The 18,968-nt window shown below is 41.0% G+C and carries 17 protein-coding genes and 1 tRNA gene; 9 read left to right on the plus strand and 9 right to left on the minus strand.

Going from position 1 to position 18,968, the window contains the following annotated elements:
- Positions 1 to 178 precede the first annotated feature (178 nt).
- From mltB to NI470_RS01040, 5 genes are all read right to left on the minus strand, one after another.
- Positions 179 to 1,180 carry a lytic murein transglycosylase B gene (gene mltB / locus NI470_RS01020; RefSeq protein ID WP_243475041.1) on the minus strand — a complete coding sequence of 334 codons (1,002 nt, stop codon included), beginning with the start codon at positions 1,178 to 1,180 and terminating at the stop codon, positions 179 to 181.
- Positions 1,181 to 1,469: 289 nt separating this feature from the next.
- Entirely contained in the window at positions 1,470 to 2,123 is a 654-nt protein-coding gene (locus NI470_RS01025; RefSeq protein WP_129716451.1) for a hypothetical protein, read from the minus strand.
- A gap of 19 nt (positions 2,124 to 2,142) precedes the next feature.
- Complete coding sequence (queF, locus tag NI470_RS01030) at positions 2,143 to 2,958, minus strand: NADPH-dependent 7-cyano-7-deazaguanine reductase QueF (protein WP_253147573.1); 816 nt, start codon at positions 2,956 to 2,958, stop codon at positions 2,143 to 2,145.
- Complete coding sequence (locus NI470_RS01035) at positions 2,958 to 3,731, minus strand: ABC transporter permease (protein WP_004279041.1); 774 nt, start codon at positions 3,729 to 3,731, stop codon at positions 2,958 to 2,960. The genes queF and NI470_RS01035 overlap by 1 nt, the downstream gene beginning before the upstream one ends.
- Positions 3,728 to 4,663 carry an ABC transporter ATP-binding protein gene (locus NI470_RS01040; protein WP_005103790.1) on the minus strand — a complete coding sequence of 312 codons (936 nt, stop codon included), beginning with the start codon at positions 4,661 to 4,663 and terminating at the stop codon, positions 3,728 to 3,730. The genes NI470_RS01035 and NI470_RS01040 overlap by 4 nt, the downstream gene beginning before the upstream one ends.
- 190 nt (positions 4,664 to 4,853) lie before the next feature.
- Between NI470_RS01040 and NI470_RS01045 the strand changes: the two genes are divergently transcribed.
- A tRNA-Arg gene (locus NI470_RS01045) sits at positions 4,854 to 4,929 on the plus strand.
- A 30-nt stretch (positions 4,930 to 4,959) separates the two neighbouring features.
- Here the strand turns inward: NI470_RS01045 and NI470_RS01050 are convergent.
- On the minus strand, positions 4,960 to 6,531 hold the full coding sequence (locus NI470_RS01050) for a sensor domain-containing diguanylate cyclase (RefSeq protein WP_005103628.1): 1,572 nt from the start codon (positions 6,529 to 6,531) through the stop codon (positions 4,960 to 4,962).
- Positions 6,532 to 7,524: 993 nt separating this feature from the next.
- Between NI470_RS01050 and NI470_RS01055 the strand changes: the two genes are divergently transcribed.
- Positions 7,525 to 7,743, plus strand: coding sequence for a hypothetical protein (locus NI470_RS01055; protein ID WP_005263443.1), 219 nt, complete (start codon positions 7,525 to 7,527; stop codon positions 7,741 to 7,743).
- A gap of 251 nt (positions 7,744 to 7,994) precedes the next feature.
- Here the strand turns inward: NI470_RS01055 and NI470_RS01060 are convergent, their stop codons facing one another.
- The 3 genes from NI470_RS01060 to NI470_RS01070 form a co-directional block, all read right to left on the minus strand.
- The gene (locus NI470_RS01060; RefSeq protein ID WP_005263440.1) at positions 7,995 to 8,345 is read right to left on the minus strand and encodes a hypothetical protein; all 351 of its coding nucleotides are present in this window, start codon (positions 8,343 to 8,345) and stop codon (positions 7,995 to 7,997) included.
- A gap of 201 nt (positions 8,346 to 8,546) precedes the next feature.
- A complete protein-coding gene (locus tag NI470_RS01065) occupies positions 8,547 to 9,212 on the minus strand; it encodes a hypothetical protein (protein WP_005263439.1) in 666 nt (221 codons plus the stop codon).
- Between the two features lie 101 nt (positions 9,213 to 9,313).
- Positions 9,314 to 10,012 (minus strand): DUF3820 family protein, encoded by a 699-nt coding sequence (locus tag NI470_RS01070; protein ID WP_004645595.1) that lies wholly within the window; start codon positions 10,010 to 10,012, stop codon positions 9,314 to 9,316.
- A 331-nt stretch (positions 10,013 to 10,343) separates the two neighbouring features.
- Here NI470_RS01070 and NI470_RS01075 point away from each other — a divergent pair, with 331 nt between their 5' ends.
- The 7 genes from NI470_RS01075 (at position 10,344) to ahpF (ending at position 18,936) form a co-directional block, all read left to right on the plus strand.
- Positions 10,344 to 11,588: an alpha/beta hydrolase family protein gene (locus NI470_RS01075; RefSeq protein ID WP_253147572.1), complete on the plus strand. Its 1,245-nt coding sequence runs from the start codon at positions 10,344 to 10,346 to the stop codon at positions 11,586 to 11,588.
- A gap of 154 nt (positions 11,589 to 11,742) precedes the next feature.
- Complete coding sequence (glyA, locus tag NI470_RS01080) at positions 11,743 to 12,993, plus strand: serine hydroxymethyltransferase (RefSeq protein ID WP_253147571.1); 1,251 nt, start codon at positions 11,743 to 11,745, stop codon at positions 12,991 to 12,993.
- A 492-nt stretch (positions 12,994 to 13,485) separates the two neighbouring features.
- Complete coding sequence (gene rnk / locus NI470_RS01085) at positions 13,486 to 13,890, plus strand: nucleoside diphosphate kinase regulator (RefSeq protein ID WP_253147570.1); 405 nt, start codon at positions 13,486 to 13,488, stop codon at positions 13,888 to 13,890.
- A gap of 341 nt (positions 13,891 to 14,231) precedes the next feature.
- The gene (locus NI470_RS01090; protein ID WP_253147569.1) at positions 14,232 to 15,023 is read left to right on the plus strand and encodes a tellurium resistance protein; all 792 of its coding nucleotides are present in this window, start codon (positions 14,232 to 14,234) and stop codon (positions 15,021 to 15,023) included.
- Positions 15,024 to 15,039: 16 nt separating this feature from the next.
- Positions 15,040 to 16,173, plus strand: coding sequence for a toxic anion resistance protein (locus NI470_RS01095; protein ID WP_253145779.1), 1,134 nt, complete (start codon positions 15,040 to 15,042; stop codon positions 16,171 to 16,173).
- 37 nt (positions 16,174 to 16,210) lie between these two features.
- A complete protein-coding gene (locus NI470_RS01100; protein ID WP_253147568.1) occupies positions 16,211 to 17,128 on the plus strand; it encodes a hypothetical protein in 918 nt (305 codons plus the stop codon).
- Positions 17,129 to 17,370: 242 nt separating this feature from the next.
- The gene (ahpF, locus tag NI470_RS01105) at positions 17,371 to 18,936 is read left to right on the plus strand and encodes an alkyl hydroperoxide reductase subunit F (protein ID WP_253147567.1); all 1,566 of its coding nucleotides are present in this window, start codon (positions 17,371 to 17,373) and stop codon (positions 18,934 to 18,936) included.
- Positions 18,937 to 18,968: the final 32 nt, after the last annotated feature.

Genomic DNA, 18,968 nt, shown 5'->3' on the forward strand with positions numbered 1-18,968 from the left:
TTCATGCCGGCAATACCCTGTCTAGTGTTTAATTAAAATAGTTAAAAAAAGAACGCAAAATAAACAATTATTGGTCAAAAAATAATCAATATTGTAACATAATATTAAAATTGCTTAAAATGCGCACAAATTGACCCATAAAAATGTTGACTTTCATAATTTGTATTAATTTTTAGTGTTAACGGCTGGTAATTTCGGTACCTAATAACCACAAAGCAGTAGCATACATACGGCTGCGATTATAAGTGGTAATCACTTGAAAATTTGGATAAGTGATATAGTAAATCGAGCCATAATTCTCTTGTAATTGAATTACATTGACCAGATCCAGATCGTCAATTTTTACGATTGGATTCATTGGGCTGATGCCTTGAGTTTTGAGTACACCATAAGGGATAGGCTGGGTGAGATCTTTGGCAATTACTGCATCTGGATTTGAACCGGTATAACGTGCCGGAAAGGCAATCGGCTGATTACGCTGCCAGCCATGCTGTGCCAGATAGTTGGCAATCGAACCTATTGCATCCACTGCTGAATTACGGAGGTCAATATGACCATTGCCATCGTAGTCCACGCCGAATTTTGGAATGTTGCTTGGCATAAACTGCGGATAGCCAACAGCGCCGGCATACGAACCCACCACAGAAGAGGTGGCAACACCATCTCTATATGACCAGGCAATTAAAGCAGCCAGTTCATCCTGAAAATATTGGGCACGACGTTCATAGCCAAACCCTAAGGTTGCCAGAGCGTCACGAGTGACAAAAGAGCCCTTGTTGCTACCAAAACCGGTTTCTACACCTAAAATGCCCAGAATGATCGATTGCGGTACACCAAACTGCTGTTCAGCACGGTTAAGCGTTTCTGCATATTGCTGTTTAAAGCGTACGCCGCGCTGAATAGTAGATTCAGCCAGAAAGTTAGTCTTATATGAATACCAAGGCTTACTTTCGCCTGGGCGATTCATGATATTGATGATATTGGGCAGGTTACGCGTCCCGCTCATGGCGGAATCTACTTGCTGGGCACTTAGCCCATAGCTCTGCATGGCATTCTGCTTAAAAGCGGCATAAGAAGGGTGATATTGGAAATCGTTGGCCAGACTCAAACTGCTGAGACCAAATGCGGTAAGTGCGATTGAAAGCTGCTTAAACTTTTTATAAAAATCCGATTTCAACATCTTGCTACGATTTCCAGTTTTTTTGATGAGTTGCTGGCGATGTCATTTGAATCATGCCATGAAAAAGATTGATAAAATTTTTTCAATCGTGAGGCTTAAAGTGCCAGATTAAAGATAACATTCGGATGAATAAGAGACCTAGCCGCTTATACAAAAATAGCGATGGATTGGCTATTTTTACGGCAGTTTGTCTTATAGAGTCGCTTATCTGTAACAAGCTATTTCACTGATCATAAAAAAGCCTGACCGAAGTCAGGCTAATTCCTCAAGATTTGTAGAAAATCTTGAACTATTCTGTATAGAACAAAGTGTCGTGATATTCGGCCATGGCGCGCAGCTCATCTTTATTCAAATTCAGAATGATTTTATCTGCTGCCATATTGATGGCCTTGATCACTGCAGATGCGCCAATATCTGCTGCCTTGCGTTTGATCATGCCAAGATCCAGGGTTTTATTAAAGTCGACCATAAAATGTCGTACTGTCGCTTCACCAAATTGCTTGTACAGGTTGCTGAACGCTTGTTTATCAATAGTCTGACCGGCTTTAAGTTCTGCGTAATGATGTTTTAAATTCGTCACCAGACTGGCATCCAGTGATTCACCAATGCGGAAATGTCCTTCAGGATCTTTAAACAGACTGCGCTCAGAGAATGCAATTGACTCTCTGACCACATCATTCGGCGCTTTACTCAATAGCTGCTTCAGCAAAACCGCAACAGTCGACTTGATATAGCCAGCCAGTTTTTCCGCAGTATCACGTTTATCGCTGGCAGGGAAGCGACGCACCAGCTCGGTAAGAATCGCATCAATAATTTCATCATTAATCATTAATGCGGTTTTATCACGCAATGGGTAAAGCGGCTCACTTGAATTTTTGTTTTTTTGTGCAGTCTGAATTGTATTTAAAAGCTCTGCAGAAGGAATAAACCCAAAAAATGGCATTGTTCAACCTCAATGTTTTTTATTGTCGCGCTAAACGAATAGGGCGAGGCATCCATGTTAAATCCGATACACGGCAAGGGTTGATATCCAATCCACCACGGCGTGTATAGGTTGCGTAGACCATCAGCTTTTCCGGTTTCAGTTGCTGCCAGATATCGGCAAACATCTGCTCCACACATTGTTCGTGGAACCCATTATGCTGACGGTAGGAAATAATATAAGCTAAAATACTCTTATAACAAGGTTTTTTACCTTGATAACGTATAAAAACTGTTCCCCAGTCCGGCTGGCCAGTGACTGGGCAGTTACTTCTGAGTAAATGTGAATACAGCTGGATTTCACCTTCTGCTGCATCATCCGAATCCAAAGCCAATAAACTGGCATCTGGATGATTTTCTAGGCGCTCAGGTGTCAGCTCGTCAATGCAGATGCCTTCCGGCTTGCTGATCTCTAATTCATCGACCTGAAACAATTGCAGTTTAACTTCAGCTTCAGCCGCAGCAGATAAATCTTTTTCGACCGTCGTGATAAAGGCATCTTGAGATTCAAAATTGGCAAAATTCAGGCTATTGAAATACAGTTTTAAGGATTTGGATTCAATCAGATTCGGCGAAGACGCTGGCAAGCTAATGCGGCCAATAGCCACTTGCGGCACACCGGTTGAATTTAACCAGGAAATTTCAAATACATGCCACCAGTCTGCACCTTGCTGAATCGCTTCGACATGTGCGTATTGTTCACGGGCAGGCGCGCGCGAAATCGGAAACAGAACATCAGGCTGATATTCTGTCGGGTAATTGGTGTCTTTACCAAGGAGAGATTGTTCTACACTCATTATTCACGCATTCCTGAACCACGGGAGAGTAAATGATAGGCCACTGCATACAGCACGGCACAACATAAGGTAATTACTGTCAGTGAAATGGCGACATTGACATCGCTATGCCCTAAAATGCCATAGCGGAAAGCATTCACCATATACACGACAGGATTAATTAAAGATAAATTTTGCCAGAATGGGCTTAAGCTCGAAATAGCATAAAATACACCACCCAAATAGGTCAGTGGCGTTAACACAAAAGTCGGGATAATCGAGATATCATCGAAAGATTTGGCATAGACGGCATTGATAAAACCACCCAAGGAAAACAGCAGGGAAGTAATCAAGACTGTATATATAGTCACAAACCAGTTGGTGATGTATAAATCGGCAAAAAATAAGCTCACTGCACTGACAATGATCGCAACCAGTATCCCACGAATCACACCGCCCAATACATGACCCCATAAAATGGCATGCATCGGTACCGGACTCATGATCAGTTCTTCAATACTTTTCTGGAATTTTGAGCTGAAGAAGCTAGACGAGACGTTGGCATAGCTGTTGGTGATCACGGCCATCATAATCAGACCGGGCACAATGAACTCCATATAACTATAGCCGCCCATTTCTCCAATGCGTGAGCCGACCAGATTACCAAAAATCACAAAGTACAGGCTCATGGTAATTGCAGGTGGCAACAGGGTCTGTGGCCAGATGCGCATAAAGCGACGGACTTCTTTATAGATAATGGTATATAAAGCTACGCTGAGTTGATTAATGTTCATTGCGCAGCTCCATCCAGATTTTTCTCGACCATTTTCACAAAAAGTTCTTCCAGACGATTGGATTTATTGCGCATACTGCGTACCTGAATATTCTGTGATTCCAGTAACTGGAACAGATCATTCATGGTATGTGCCTTGTCCATGGTAATTTCTAAGGTCATCGGATCGATCAGGTTAAATCGCACGCCGATGATATCCAGATGCAAAGGTTCAATCGGTTCGGCCAGATCAAAAATAAACGATTCTTCATTGAGCTGACTTAGGAAGCTTTTCATGGTGGTGTCTTCTTTAATCACACCGCGATCGATAATCGCAATGCGGCGACACAGCATTTCCGCTTCTTCTAGATAATGCGTGGTCAGAATGATAGAGGTGCCTTTTTCATTCATCTCGTTTAAAAATTCCCACATCGAACGACGCAGCTCGATATCAACACCAGCCGTCGGTTCATCCAGAATTAGCAGTTTCGGTTCGTGCATCATGGCGCGCGCAATCATCAGGCGACGTTTCATCCCGCCGGATAACATGCGGGCCTGAGTGGAACGCTTTTCCCATAAACCCAGTTTGGTCAGATAAAGCTCCGCCCGTTCCTGTGCAATTTTTTTAGGAATGCCGTAATAGCCTGCCTGAGTCACCAAAATATCGAAGGTTTTTTCAAACTGGGCAAAGTTGAATTCCTGAGGCACCACACCTAGACACTGTTTGGCCTGAGAGGGGTGGGTATCCAGATTATGACCAAAAATTTCGACTGTACCGGATGTTTTTTTTGTTAATGAACTGATAATACCGATGGTGGTAGATTTTCCTGCGCCGTTAGGACCCAGTAGCGCATAAAATTCACCTTCTGGTACATTTAAGTTAATTCCTTTCAATGCCTGAAAGCCATTGTGATAGGTCTTTGACAAATCCCTTAAGATCAGTGCATCAGTCATGAATATCTCAAATGGTGAAAAGTTGAGATATTGTGAGTGATCTCGCAAAATAAGCCAAGTGATTCACATATAATTCTGTGTTGCTGTTTTGGAACATTGTATAAAGCTTAAGCATAAAAATGATGAAGTTAGAGATAGTTGCTTTACCTTATGCTTTTTTTTGTTATGATGTGCGCGATCCAAAAAAGATGCGCTCATAGCTCAACTGGATAGAGTACAGGTCTCCGAAGCCTGTGGCGTGGGTTCGAGTCCCGCTGAGCGCACCATTTATTTAACTATAAATCTGAAAAATCAAATTAGTAACGCACACAGTTGCGTCCATCGTCTTTCGCCCGATAAAGATTGTTATCGGCAGTTTTCAAAACGTCTAGAATATTTTTAGAACTGTCTGGCCAAGAAGCAATACCAATCGAAATGCTAATGTGACCTATGTCCTGAATCTCTTTACCTGCAATTTCTTTTCTGAACCTTTCTGCGCTTTCATAAACTTCAGTGAGATTGCTGTTCGGTATAATAATGATAAATTCTTCACCACCGTAGCGGCAGCAAATATCATCTTTACGAAATTTTTGCTGCATCGTCTTGGCAATATGCTTTAAGACAACATCACCTTGATCATGACCATAATTGTCATTAATGTTTTTAAAATGATCCACATCCATCAGAAGTACTGAAAAAGGGATGTTCATCTTCATGTTTTGAGTCATGGCATAATTCAAACCACGACGATTCATCAAGCCGGTTAAAGGATCTGTATTAATATGATGATCCATCTTGCTCATTTGTTGCGAAAATTTGCGAACACTGAGCAGTAGGGCTAACTTGAATTTTGTGACCTCATAGTACCAGGGCTGGATATTCTTAATTTTTGAGCCGATTTCTGCCTGATTCAGTAAACTCGCCATATCTGCCAGTTGGTTCAACGGGGCCGAGATAGAGTCAGACAGTCGCCATACAATATAAAAAACAAGCAGATAAAATAAAAAGAATCCTGCGGCTAATTTATAGAGGATAGAATTTGCCTGTTTAAGTAAGTCATGGGTGGGTTGTTGGGAAACCACGATCCAGTTTGAAGTCGGAATATGAGAAAAACCTGCCAGATTATCAACGCCTTGACTATTGATTAAACGAATTTGACCATTTTTATGCGCATGCATATATTCCAGACCAGTATTATTGCTGGCCAATTGACCGATTCTTTCACGATCGGGATGGAAAATAATTTTATTTTCATTGTTAATCACATACATATAACTATTCTTATAATTTTTATAAGTGGTTAGAAGCTGATTAATTACATTTTTTTCTTTTAAATAAATCGCTGAACCGATGAAGCCCTGATAGTGATTTGACTTGTCAAAAATAGGTTGAGAAATAAACACAATCATATTTTTTTGCACAGAAAAATAGGGCGAAGATATATAAGTCGATTTTTTATGAAGAGAGTCAATAATCCCTTGAGTATGTTGTATTTTGCTTTTATCAATATGCAGAATATTAGGGGAAAAGTTTATCAGTCTGCCTTGGGTGTCACTGATCACAACACTGTTATAGTGTTCAGACTGATATTTTAATTTATTGACCTCGGCTTCTCTTAGCTCATTGTTATTAAAGTCTTGACCTAATATCTTGGCACTATAGTCCAGCTCAAGAAGCATATTTCTAAAATGGTTGTCTGTGCTTAATGCAATTTTATGTGCATGATCAGAGTTTAAGGCAAGAGAATTGTCGATTAACTGATTTTTTACGATCTGATAGCTAATAATGAGAGAAATAATAAAAAGGCTAGACACACTAAAAATAGCCAATAAAAGTATTAACTGCCTTAAATTGAGATCAAGGTGTTTCCTAAAATTATTAGCTGACATAAAAAATTAGATATATCTCGATGTATTTATGAGCATTGTATTGCATTTATATTCAATGTTTAAGGTTGATATAAAATTAAATTTTCATTAAGTGGATGTTTTTATTTTAATCAAATTGAGAATCTATAGATCGCTTGGCTGTAAATAGGGTGGATTTGAAAAGCTGAGTAAGGTTCTGAATATTTGACTATGCTGCAAATAAAAATATGGTATTTAACGTTCAGAAAATCAATTGAATAATTTTGATTTCCTTATGTAAGTAATTAAATACTCAGACAAAAATATGGTTAATTGATCTTGATGGGAGATTAAATTGTTGCCATTTTTTGAAAAATAATCATTTTAAAATTAGTCGTATCGATTCTATGACAGTAGTTTCTTTGAATATTGCGTCCTTTTCCGGAAGTATTTTTTTATAAAAAATCATATTCCAACTTAAATTTTAAAGCGCTTATTGAGATTATGAACGAGAGTATTGAGCCGTCTATGCAATGGGAAGTTGTATGCTTAATAAGGTATTTTTCTAGAAATCAATAAATTAGATAAAGATGATATGAATGCAAAATTCTTCGTAAGACAAGCCAGAAATATTCTAATCTGCTTTAAAAAAATGACAATTGGAATCTTGTATAAGTCTTCTTTTAGAAGTGTAAAAGAGTATTGTTGGCTAAAAAAATACTGTTATATTGAACTCATGGTAGGTCGTAAAACCAATAAGACGCTACCGATAAGTTGGACGGATCAATGACAGTTAGTTGAGTTTGATGTTCATCACCAGACAATAAATCTAGCACTAGCCATCCAACACAGAGCTCGCAGAAATGCGAGCTTTTTTAATGTCTGCGCAATTCATTCAGTTTAATATTCTTTTTATTATAATCCCTCCAGATAAAAAAGTTTACATTGCCAAATTCGTTAACATCTTGAAGATTAATCGCTTGGCTAATTATGGTATAAAAAACTGCAAATTGGATAATGAGAGAGGAAGGAAAAATGTCAAAGATGATTGATATCAAGGTGAAAGATCAATTTAGTCAAGTGACTGAGGCGAAAGCTATGCTGCGTTCCTTTGCAGAGCACAACACTCATCATGTAGCTGAGTTGGTCAAAAAAATTGAACATATTGTGGTGGATGGTGAAACCATTCTGCCGAGTATTGAGCTATTATTTGAAAGCCAACAATCTTCAAATATTTATCGCGTTGTCGAATAATTTAATCAGTGAACTTCAGATAGGTAGAAAAAAATTGAACTTATTTATCCGAAATCACCGATTCAGCAGTTAAAAAACTCACCATTTAGGTGAGTTTTTTTATACTTTGGTATTTGCTAGCTTGGATGCTAATGTGTGCAGCTATAATCATAAGTTGATTCAATCTCTAAGAGAAGACAACGTGGTAGTGGGCCTTGATTGGCCGAAGAAATATCCAATTTTGATAAAAAATCAATAGAATGGGCAGGTGGTTAAATCTGTTTAAGCTGTAAATTCACATCATATTTTTCAAATTCTTGCAAAATCTGCGCTAAAGTTTGCTGTGCGGTTGTATGCTCAGGGCTTAAAGAAATTTCCTGACGAGTCGTGCTATCAAAACATTCAATGGCCTGAATCAGCCAATGATGCTCAATGGGACTTTTTTGAATCAATATACGGCGCGGTTGCAAGCTATCACTGATCTGGCGGGGAAGCACATAGGTAATCGCCAGTTGCACAAATTGCAGTTCTTCAACCGGACTTAAAAAGGTGATCACCCAGTTGCCAACTTTACTCAGTTGCATTGGATTATCGAACGCATCGAATTCTAAATAATGTGACATATACATGATCCTACCGGATGTCTATGCTCACTATATGGCGGGATTGTAATTATTTTTTCTATCACGCTTAAGTCGGATATTCCGAGCTTTAAATTTCGCTTGAATATAAATATTTCAAATAATCAATCAGTTATCTTAAATAATCAAAGCTAGCTTATTGTTAAACTTGCTCATTTAAGAGTTTTAAAGACTAAGATCTTATTAGTCTTCAGCTTTATTTTGCTGTAATTGATCTAAAGCAAAATTGATCTGCTTCAGAATGTGATTCAATTCTTGGGGAGCAATACGGCTTTCCTGAAGGGACGTGATCCATTGCATTTGGCACAGTTTTAAACTGCGCGTATCCGGCGCCTGTAAAATCTGATGAATTTGCTGCTTGGCCATCAAGCCACAATATTTTTGTAAGCTTTCCATCATCATATATTTAAGGTCTTCAAAAGACATAGGTTGCAGTTCAGGCAGCTTTTTTGCATGGCTTGAATCCGTTTCAGCAGATGGAATGTCCTGCGCTACTTTAATGGATTCCATCTCAGGATGGAGTTCTTTTGTCGCAGAATCCGCTGCTATCGAGGAATTCAACGAACGGTGAATCTCAGAGTGTGCCAGATCAACTTTTGTATCTGATCTTGCATCAGCCTGCTTTTGACTGATAGCTACCTCGCCAGTTTCAGCCGGAACGATTAGATCCATGGCATAAAGCTGATCTAAGAGTTCGGCAGGAGCAAGCTGGTGTTTTAAGCCATCATTTAATAAGTTGAAATCCTGGCTGCCGATCAGAACCAATAAGCGGCGTTGGCGTGCGGTCAGTGGGATGGAGCGATCCTGTAGCACCTCGATCCCACGTTGAGTTTTATAAAAATGCATCATAACTGAATAGATGGTTGCTTAAATTCAGCTAGAGCATAGTCTGTGAAAATTACATTAATATGAAGTATTTATTAAAATACAGAGGTTTATTTTGATAAAAACTATAATGTCGTGATCGCCGTATTTTCAAGTGCCTTACGTAAATAAGGATCTAGCTCATCTTGACGCAACAACCATTGCACATAGTCAGCAGGTAGCTCTGCAATAGCGGTGCCGCGATGTTTACCAAAATTAATCGTACGTGGAATTCGGGCATCTTCAGAAGCATCGAATAATTCCTGCATACTGTTGATTTTTAAATGATGCACAATATGCATTAAAATATTGGCCGTTAAAATAATATCCATATCGGCACGATGCGCTTTACGGATCATTTCACGCGCTCTTTCGCTGCCTTTGGTGATCATATAAATCAGGGCAGAAATATTGTGTGCTTCCGCATCTGGCCAGACCCGACGTGCTAAAGCCAGTGTACAAATCGCCTTGATTTTTGAAGTATCTACACCACATTTTTCGATGGCACGGACGTCATAATCAATATTATGGCCGATCATGTAGACGGTTTCATCAGGCAGGCGAAAGGTACTGTAATGCGGCTGACCTTCCAGATCCGATTCCAGAATATGATGCACGGCCATGGCAGCAAAAGAAATGGCTTCGTCACATGAATAAAGCTGATCAAACAGGCGGCTTTTATCCAGACTGATTTTATGCTCTACAATTTCGACAGGCGCATAAGCAATTTCGATGGGTTGACCATTTAAAGTATGCGTTTCGGTATCAAGAATAATGGCCTGCATGTCGGAAATGTGCCTGAAAAGAGAGGAGAGTAAAATCTAACATTATTATTTTGCAACTGACAATTGAATTGCTTTATTTCTGTATTAATTGCAGGCTTTTTAACGTATGACGACTATTTGTATAGTTCTGGAGAGGAGAAATTCTCTATTTTAAAGTTTGTTGATTTCATAATAAATCTAAACCGGTGCGAATTTAATAGAAAAAATAACGCATTCTTTTCTTGATATTGTTTAGATAAATTGGGAAATTACATGTGGTTTTATCGTTTGTTAAAGATAAAACCAGAAAAACTCATTAGAGATGATAATAAATAAGATAAGGATAAGATCGATGAAACGTCAAGTATTGACCTGTACTCTTCTCACATTAAGTGTGGCCTTAACTGCTTGTAACGATGATAGTGATAATGATCATTTTTACGAGTCCAAACCTGCTCTTCCTGTAAATGATATAGACAATCCGGTGGTGGCAACCCCGGTGGCCTATACTGAAACGGATTTCGCCGGGATCGCTGACGAAAGTGTGATCATGACTTATAAGATGTTAGGGATTAATGGTAAAGAAACACAAGCGACTGCATTGGTGTTCACCCCTGAGGGAACACCACCAGCAAAGGGATGGCCGATCGTCGCATGGGCTCATGGCACGACTGGCGTTGCTGACCAATGTGCACCAAGTCGAAATGCACTGAATCCTTTTATCAGGAATATGATTGCTGGATTTCTTCAAGCGGGATATGTGGTCGTTGCACCCGATTATGAAGGTTTAGGTGAGCCTGGTGGAAAAGAGCTCCATCCTTTCCTGAATCTCAAGAGTGAAGCCTATTCGATTACCGATGCCGTTGTCGCTGCAAAAGATTATTTAGGGACAGATGCATCTAGTCAATGGATGGCTGTTGGGCATTCTCAAGGGGGACAGGCAGCTTTAGGTGCTGCACAATATGCAGCACGAGCTGCTCAAATGACTTATAAGGGGACAGTGGCTCTAGCACCTGCTTCTAATTTTAGCCTGATTTTGTCAGGTGGTGAGGCGCAAGCTGGACAAGAAACCGATCTGGGTAAAAAGATTGAAACTTTGGCGTCTTTAGATACGTTCACGGCATTGATTACTGCCGGTTTACGTAATCCAAACCCAAATCTGCAATATAGCCAGATTTTTAAAACACCGACTGACCAGATCGCTAAGAATGCGGAAACTGATTGCTATGATGTACTGGGTAATAAATTTGGTGCTGCAATGGGACAGTATGCTCAAAATAACGGAACTTTAGAAGGATATCCGCGTACTCAAACCAACTTCATGAGTATTCCGGTGGTGAAAAACTTCCTGGATAAAGATTCTCAGCCTTTACAGGTCAAAGTGTCTACGCCAGTGATTATTTATCAGGGTTCAGCAGATAGTACCGTTCCGAAAGCAGCAACAGATGTTTTGGTTGCACTCGCCAATCAGAAACAAACTTCAGTACGTTATATTACGGATGAGTCAAATGCGACTAAATGGGATCATGGTAGCGTCTATGCACTGAATATTCCTAATATTATTTCAGATGTAAAATCTCTAATGCCAATTCAATAACTTATTTTTATCTGAATGGCTCATGTTTTTTTAGATATGAGCCATTTTTATTGCAAACTGAATAAAGTTCATGATCGAAAATTTAAAACTTCATGCTACAATACGCGCCAATCTTAGCACGGCTTAAAAGCCCTAAATCAATAGGACCTCGCTAATGTTTGCCAATATCTCTATCGCTGAATTTGATCCAGAATTAGCTCAAGCAATCTCGAATGAAGATGCTCGTCAAGAAGCTCATATTGAGCTAATCGCTTCTGAAAACTACTGCTCACCAGCAGTTATGGAAGCTCAAGGTTCAAAACTTACTAACAAATATGCGGAAGGCTACCCAGGTAAACGCTACTATGGCGGTTGCGAGTATGTAGACGTTATCGAACAATTGGCGATTGACCGTGCTAAAGAACTCTTTGGTGCTGATTATGCTAACGTTCAGCCACATGCTGGTTCACAAGCAAACTCAGCAGTTTACTTAGCGCTTCTGAACCCGGGCGATACAGTTCTGGGTATGAGCCTTGCTCACGGTGGTCACTTGACTCACGGTGCAAAAGTAAGCTTCTCTGGTAAAACATATAATGCGATTCAGTACGGTTTAAACCCTGAAACTGGCGAGATCGATTACGGAGAAGTTGAGCGTTTAGCGCTTGAGCACAAGCCACGTATGATCGTTGCTGGTTTCTCTGCATACAGTCAAATCGTTGACTGGCAGCGTTTCCGCGAAATCGCGGACAAAGTTGGCGCTTATCTGTTTGTTGATATGGCTCACGTTGCAGGTTTAGTTGCTGCTGGCGTTTACCCAAGCCCGGTACAAATCGCTGACGTTACTACGACTACGACTCACAAAACACTTCGTGGTCCACGTTCTGGTCTTATTCTTGCGAAAGCAAACGAAGAAATCGAGAAAAAATTACAGTCAGCTGTATTCCCAGGTAACCAGGGTGGTCCTTTGGTTCATGCGATTGCTGCGAAAGCAATCTGCTTCAAAGAAGCAATGGCACCTGAATACAAAGCTTACCAGCAACAAGTAGTTGTGAATGCGAAAGCAATGGCTGAAGTATTAATCGCACGCGGTTATGACGTAGTTTCTGGTGGTACTGAAAACCACTTGTTCTTGTTGTCTTTAATCAAACAAGACATTACAGGTAAAGAAGCTGATGCTTGGTTAGGTGCAGCTCACATTACTGTGAACAAAAACTCTGTACCAAACGATCCACGCTCTCCGTTCGTCACTTCAGGTATCCGTATCGGTACACCTGCTGTGACTACTCGTGGTTTCGGTGAAGCTGAAGTACGTGAACTTGCAGGCTGGATCGCTGATATCCTAGATGCGAAAGGCGATGAAGCTGTTATCAACGCGGTTAAAGAAAAAGTTGCAGCGGTATGTGCTAAATTCCCAGTTTATGCATAATTGCTTATAAACGGAAAGGAGCTCCCAACCGGGAGCTTTTTTTATAGCTGTAAAAATAACGATATAAAAGATGTTTGGCCTTGATCGGACTTACATAGATCAATTTCCTTGCCGCAAGAGATTGGGTCATCAATAAAATCATATTGAGTTTTTCTCAATCTGGCTTAAAGTCTTTTATCAACTATTTGTATTTTAAAATGCTTTAAAAGAATGGATGCATTCGTTGCACGCTTTGCTTGAAATTATTTTCAGAACCTGACACTTTAAAAATAATAGGTTATTGAGCTGAAGATCATGGTAGATGAAGCGCTTGAGTGAATCCCATGTTACTGTAAGGTGGTGTTGATATAAGCGCTGTGAATGACAACATTCCTTTTATTTAAACGTTATATGGATCGGTATCATTTGAATATGGGTAAATCCTGTATTTAAAAATGCTGTTGGCGGTTGATTGATTAATTTTTCATTTATGCATTAAACAAGGTAATAAGGATGACTAAACCCAACATTATTTTATCTGAACAGGATTTGCAGCGTCTAGAAACGATGCTGGAAAACCAGAGCAAGCTGAGCGAAACCATGATCCGCTTAGAGGATGAATTGGCACGTGCCGAAGTAGTTGAGCCGCAAGCGATCGCAAGCAATATCGTGACCATGCATTCACGTGTACTATTGACGATTGCACCTTCTACGGAAGCTGTTGAGGTGACACTGGTTTACCCACACGAATTTAAAGGTGAAAAGGGGCAGGTCAATGTCATCGCACCGATAGGTGCAGCCATTTTGGGCTTAGCAGAAGGTCAAACCATTGAATGGCCACAACCGGATGGTAATACCATGAAAGTGACCATTGAAAAAGTGCTGTTTCAGCCGGAGAGCGAAGGGGATTATCTTTAAGCCAGCGTTGGATCATCCTTGAAAGCCATAGCAATATGGCTTTTTTTGTATATGGATTTTAAGTAAAACCTGATGTTGTAAGCATTTAGATCAGATTGAATACATTTTAAAGTTCTAAATGCTTAAAGTTAAATAATTCTCAAAATGCAATGTAGTCATTTATCTCTGCAATTGAATCGTATTGCCAAAATCATAATTAAAATAAAGATAAAACATAGATTTAGTTAAAGTGATGTAACGAATTTCTGGATAAATATACACAACGCAGTCTGTTTTTTTGCTACATTCGAAGATGTTCTAGACTTCTTTGTTTCACTTTTTTAAAGGATATCGCCTCAACCATGTCGCGCTTTGAAGCTCTACCTGCCTTGACTGACATGATGCTTGATCGTGAGGAAATTCTGGCGATTAAGCGTAATGAGCTTGTGCCTGTACTGGATAATCAATATGGGCTGAATCATTATGCAGATGCTTTGATTCAGGCACAGTCCGTTCTACTGAATGGTGTAGATCCGCACTTGACCCAACAGTTAAGCCATACCATTGAGCAATTGATTCAGGCTTTGGCAGAATCTAAAAAATATCTGAAAAAACGTAAATTTAATGCCCTACAGAAATGGCTAGGCATCGATCTGGATTATGGCTCAAGTCAGGTGGAATATTATCAACGGCTAGACCGTTTGCTCGATCAGGCCGATCACTTAAGCCGTAAATTACAGATTGAAATTCAGAAATCGCAGTCGCGTTTTCAGCAGCTTTTGGGGTTGCGCGAACAGATGGCCAAGCACATTGTCGCAGCAGACGAGTTTCTGTCTGAATATCCGCTATTCGTCAAAAACCAGCATCCCTTGGATAATTTTTCAGAACGCCTCTCCAAGAAAATTAATACCTTACGTACCTTGCAAAGCAGTAATGACATCGCCATTACCCAGATGCAGCTTTCGCAGCAGCTTTCCTTTGGCCTGCTGGATCGCTTTAAGGAAGCACAGCAGGTCTTGATTCCGGCCTGGCAATATCATGTCAAACAAAGCCAGACGAAACACTCGACAAGTGATCTGGAAAAACTTGATAATAGCCGTGAGAGTCTGATTAAAACGTTAAAAAAATCCCTCGAGAAACCCTCGAAAACATAACAATATAAGGTGAACTATGACCAAGTCTGATTTAGTAAATTTACCTGTTGAAAGCTCGAATGAACTGGTCGAACAAAAATTCCAGCAAATGGACCTGAAAGAACTGGGTTTACAGTCTGCTGACTTTCAGGAGGTGCTGGCTGCACGTAAAGAGTTGCAGAACATGAGTCATAACAGCGTGGCTGAATATGGCAAAAATATTGCGACCAAAACTTCGACCTATACCGATGAATTACTGAATCTGGTGCAAAATAGAGATCTGGATGCGACAGGACAGAAGCTGAATCAGGTGGTACAGGTGGCTCAGCAGCTGAATACCAGCAGTATTCTCAATAAAAAGAAAAGTTCGGGTTTTTTTGGCAATATCATTAGCAAATTCAAAGGTGCGAAAGATAACTTTGATGCGCATTTCAATACCACTAAAGAGCAGCTAGATGTACTGGTGAAAGAGATTGAAACCTCGCAATCCGGTTTGAAAGCACGTGTTGATACCCTGGATAAAATGTTTGACGGGGTACAGGATGAATATAAACAGCTCGGGGTACATATCGCCGCAGGCCGTTTACGCGAACAGGAGCTGCAGCAGGAAATTTCCACTTTAACCGCCTTGCCGCAAGATCAGAGCACCACCCAGAAAATTTATGACCTGAACCATCTGGCCAATAATCTGGAAAAACGTGTCAGTGATTTACAGGTATTGCAGCAATCTGCGATGCAGACCTTGCCAATGATCCGGATTATCCAGTCGAATAACCTGATGTTGGTCGACAAGTTCTATGCGATCAAAAACATTACTTTACCGGCGTGGAAAAACCAGATCAGTCTGGCGATTTCGTTGAGTGAACAGAAGAACAGTGTACAGCTGGCCAATACCATTGATGATGCTACCAACGAGCTGCTGCGCCGTAATGCTGACCTGTTACATCAGAACTCGGTTGATACGGCTAAAGCCAATCAACGCTCGGTGATCGACATTGAAACGCTTGAACATGTGCAAAACACCCTCATTAAAACTGTAAATGATGTGATTCAGATTCAGAAAGAAGGTGTACAAAAACGCACAGAAGCAACCGTGCGTTTGAAAGCTTTGCAGGATAATCTGAATCATTTGGTGATTGAATCAAGTACCAGTGGATCCAAGCCCAACTAAATCAGGTAGGGCCAAAATCTGTAAGAAGGAGTAGAGATTGCCGCCCTTAGATGAATACGCCGTTAAGCCTCAGGACATCAAGCAGGGGGTAGTTGCACTCAAGAAACGTCAACGCAATTTGATGCTATTGGGTTTGACTACTTCTACCGTATTTATAGCCTCATTGATCAGCCTATTTTTCCAGCAGGAACTGGTCTATGGCTTTTTTGGCCTGAGTACTCAAGTACAGCAGTTGCATTTGCCGGTCAGTGTAGATGCCACACTGGCCAGCATTGGTGATAGTCCAGATTATTTTTTTAGTTTGCTGAGCTGGTTTGGCTGGCTGATTATTAAAATTTTTGCCTCTTTCATCGGTGCATTTTTTGTGATTGGCTTACTGAAAAAGTTGCGTTTCTTTTATGTGCGCTTTCAGTCTTTTGTGCTGAAATTTGTCGCCTGGCTGATTGCTTTTATCGTAATTTGGTCAGGCTTAACTTACTGGCAGCATGATCTGCGCAATGATCGGGATGATGCTTATCAGCAAGTGGTGTATTACGATAGTAATATCAATGATAGTGAAATCGCCCGTTACCTGGCTGATTCAGAGATTGCAGCACCGGTGAAATCTTATTTATTGGCGCAAACGGCATTGCTGCATAAGCCTCAAGATTTATCTGCCGCAAAACCTTATGTTTTAAACTTGGTTGAAGCAGAAAAACAGGATCCTAAATTTGAACAATATGGTTTCAAGCCTGAACAAATCTGGACCATGCAGCAACAGGTCTATGGTCAAGCCATGACACCAGCAGCCAAGAGTGTAAATACACAGGTGCAACAGGCGGATCAATTGAGCCAGATCACGAATCTGGTTATTATTGGTGTTGCTATTTTATCGGCACTACTTAGCCTAATCTTGTTTTTCTTGGCCAACTCAATCAAGGGTCGATCACTCCGTATCGAACAGCGGATTCATTAATTTCCCAAAATGCTCCTGAATAGGGAGCATTTTTTGATGAAATTTCAACGCTATTTTTAAGACAACCTATTTAACTTGCTTAACACAGCTCAAAAATTTAAATAAGGCAGAAAAAAACTAGGATTAGCTTAACGATCTAAAATATCGATCAATAAAATAAAAACAAACTGTTTTACCTATTTTTTCAATTCATTTAATATCCTCTTATCAAATAAACATTTACTCCTTTGGAGACGTTAGCAATGTTAGACCAAAATACTTCAGCTCAACTTAAAACCCTATTAGAACGCCTAGAAGGCCCGATTGAACTGGTCGCGACTTTAGATGGCTCTGACAAATCAGCCAAAATCCAGGAATTGGTGTCCGAAGTGGCTGCACTGTCTGACCTGGTGACTGCACGCTTTGACGGGAACAATGCACGTGCGCCAAGCTTTGGTATTGCTAAAGCTGGTGAAGAACCACGTGTATTCTTTGCAGGCTTGCCAATGGGCCATGAGTTCACTTCGCTGATTCTGGCATTGCTGCAAACTTCAGGTTATGCACCGAAAGTCTCTGATGAAGTGCTGGCGAATATCAAGAGCCTGGGTGTTCAATCTAACTTTGACGTGTTCGTATCATTAAGTTGCCATAACTGTCCGGATGTGGTTCAGGCACTCAACCTGATCGCCATCTATAACCCGGGCACTACAGCGACCATGATTGATGGTGCTTTCTTCCAGGAAGAAGTGGAAGAACGCAAGATCATGGCGGTGCCGATGGTATTCCAGGACAACCAGCATATCGGTCAGGGTCGTATGACACTGGAAGAAATCATTGCCAAGCTGGATAGCAATGCCGCTGCCAAAGATGCGGAAAAGCTGAATGCCAAAGACGCCTTTGATGTCCTGGTGATTGGTGGCGGCCCTGCAGGCAATACTTCTGCCATCTATGCAGCGCGTAAAGGCATTAAAACCGGGATCGTGGCTGAACGCATGGGCGGTCAGGTCATGGATACCATGGACATTGAAAACTTTACGTCTGTACAGAAAACTCAAGGTCCGAAGTTTGCTGCCGAGATGGAAGCCCACGTGCGTGAATACGGGGTCGACATCATGAACCTGCAACGTGTATCTGACATCAAAGGTGCAGATGAAACAGCCAATGGTCTGGTGGAAGTGACCTTAGAGAATGGTGCCAAACTGGAATCTAAAACCGTAATTCTGTCGACCGGTGCACGCTGGAGAGAAATGAACGTTCCAGGTGAGCAGGAATACAAAACCCGTGGTGTGGCGTATTGCCCACACTGTGATGGCCCACTGTTCAAAGGTAAGCGTGTAGCCGTGATTGGTGGAGGTAACTCAGGTGTAGAAGCAGCGATTGATCTGGCAGGGATTGTTGAGCATGTAACGCTTGTTGAGTTTGATACCAAGCTGCGTGCGGATCAGGTGCTGCAAGACAAACTCAACAGCTTGCCGAATACGACGGTGATCAAGAATGCGCTTTCGACTGAAGTGATCGGTGATGGCTCACAGGTGACCGGCCTGAAATATAAAGACCGTGCCACCGATGAAGAGCATGTGGTTGAGCTGGCGGGGATCTTCGTGCAAATCGGTTTGTTGCCAAATACGGACTTCCTGAAAGAAACCCAAGTTGAGCTGACCAACCGTGGCGAGATTGTGATTAACGACCGCAACGAAACCAATGTGAAAGGTGTATTTGCAGCAGGTGACTGTACCACAGTGCCTTACAAGCAGATCATCATTGCCACCGGTGAAGGTGCCAAGGCATCACTGTCTGCTTTTGATTACATCATCCGTTCAGGACAATAAAAAAATAGCACCTGGGTTCCCCAAAACCGAGG

This window comes from Acinetobacter lwoffii (assembly GCF_024129115.1).
Classification (GTDB): Bacteria; Pseudomonadota; Gammaproteobacteria; order Pseudomonadales; family Moraxellaceae; genus Acinetobacter; species Acinetobacter lwoffii_T.

Bases quoted from the DNA above. Each gene is read 5' to 3' on its own strand.
- mltB (WP_243475041.1), bottom strand. From the start codon at position 1,180: ATGTTGAAATCGGATTTTTATAAAAAGTTTAAGCAGCTTTCAATCGCA.
- NI470_RS01025 (WP_129716451.1), bottom strand. From the start codon at position 2,123: ATGCCATTTTTTGGGTTTATTCCTTCTGCAGAGCTTTTAAATACAATT.
- queF (WP_253147573.1), bottom strand. From the start codon at position 2,958: ATGAGTGTAGAACAATCTCTCCTTGGTAAAGACACCAATTACCCGACA.
- NI470_RS01035 (WP_004279041.1), bottom strand. From the start codon at position 3,731: ATGAACATTAATCAACTCAGCGTAGCTTTATATACCATTATCTATAAA.
- NI470_RS01040 (WP_005103790.1), bottom strand. From the start codon at position 4,663: ATGACTGATGCACTGATCTTAAGGGATTTGTCAAAGACCTATCACAAT.
- NI470_RS01050 (WP_005103628.1), bottom strand. From the start codon at position 6,531: ATGTCAGCTAATAATTTTAGGAAACACCTTGATCTCAATTTAAGGCAG.
- NI470_RS01055 (WP_005263443.1), top strand. From the start codon at position 7,525: ATGTCAAAGATGATTGATATCAAGGTGAAAGATCAATTTAGTCAAGTG.
- NI470_RS01060 (WP_005263440.1), bottom strand. From the start codon at position 8,345: ATGTCACATTATTTAGAATTCGATGCGTTCGATAATCCAATGCAACTG.
- NI470_RS01065 (WP_005263439.1), bottom strand. From the start codon at position 9,212: ATGATGCATTTTTATAAAACTCAACGTGGGATCGAGGTGCTACAGGAT.
- NI470_RS01070 (WP_004645595.1), bottom strand. From the start codon at position 10,012: ATGCAGGCCATTATTCTTGATACCGAAACGCATACTTTAAATGGTCAA.
- NI470_RS01075 (WP_253147572.1), top strand. From the start codon at position 10,344: ATGAAACGTCAAGTATTGACCTGTACTCTTCTCACATTAAGTGTGGCC.
- glyA (WP_253147571.1), top strand. From the start codon at position 11,743: ATGTTTGCCAATATCTCTATCGCTGAATTTGATCCAGAATTAGCTCAA.
- rnk (WP_253147570.1), top strand. From the start codon at position 13,486: ATGACTAAACCCAACATTATTTTATCTGAACAGGATTTGCAGCGTCTA.
- NI470_RS01090 (WP_253147569.1), top strand. From the start codon at position 14,232: ATGTCGCGCTTTGAAGCTCTACCTGCCTTGACTGACATGATGCTTGAT.
- NI470_RS01095 (WP_253145779.1), top strand. From the start codon at position 15,040: ATGACCAAGTCTGATTTAGTAAATTTACCTGTTGAAAGCTCGAATGAA.
- ahpF (WP_253147567.1), top strand. From the start codon at position 17,371: ATGTTAGACCAAAATACTTCAGCTCAACTTAAAACCCTATTAGAACGC.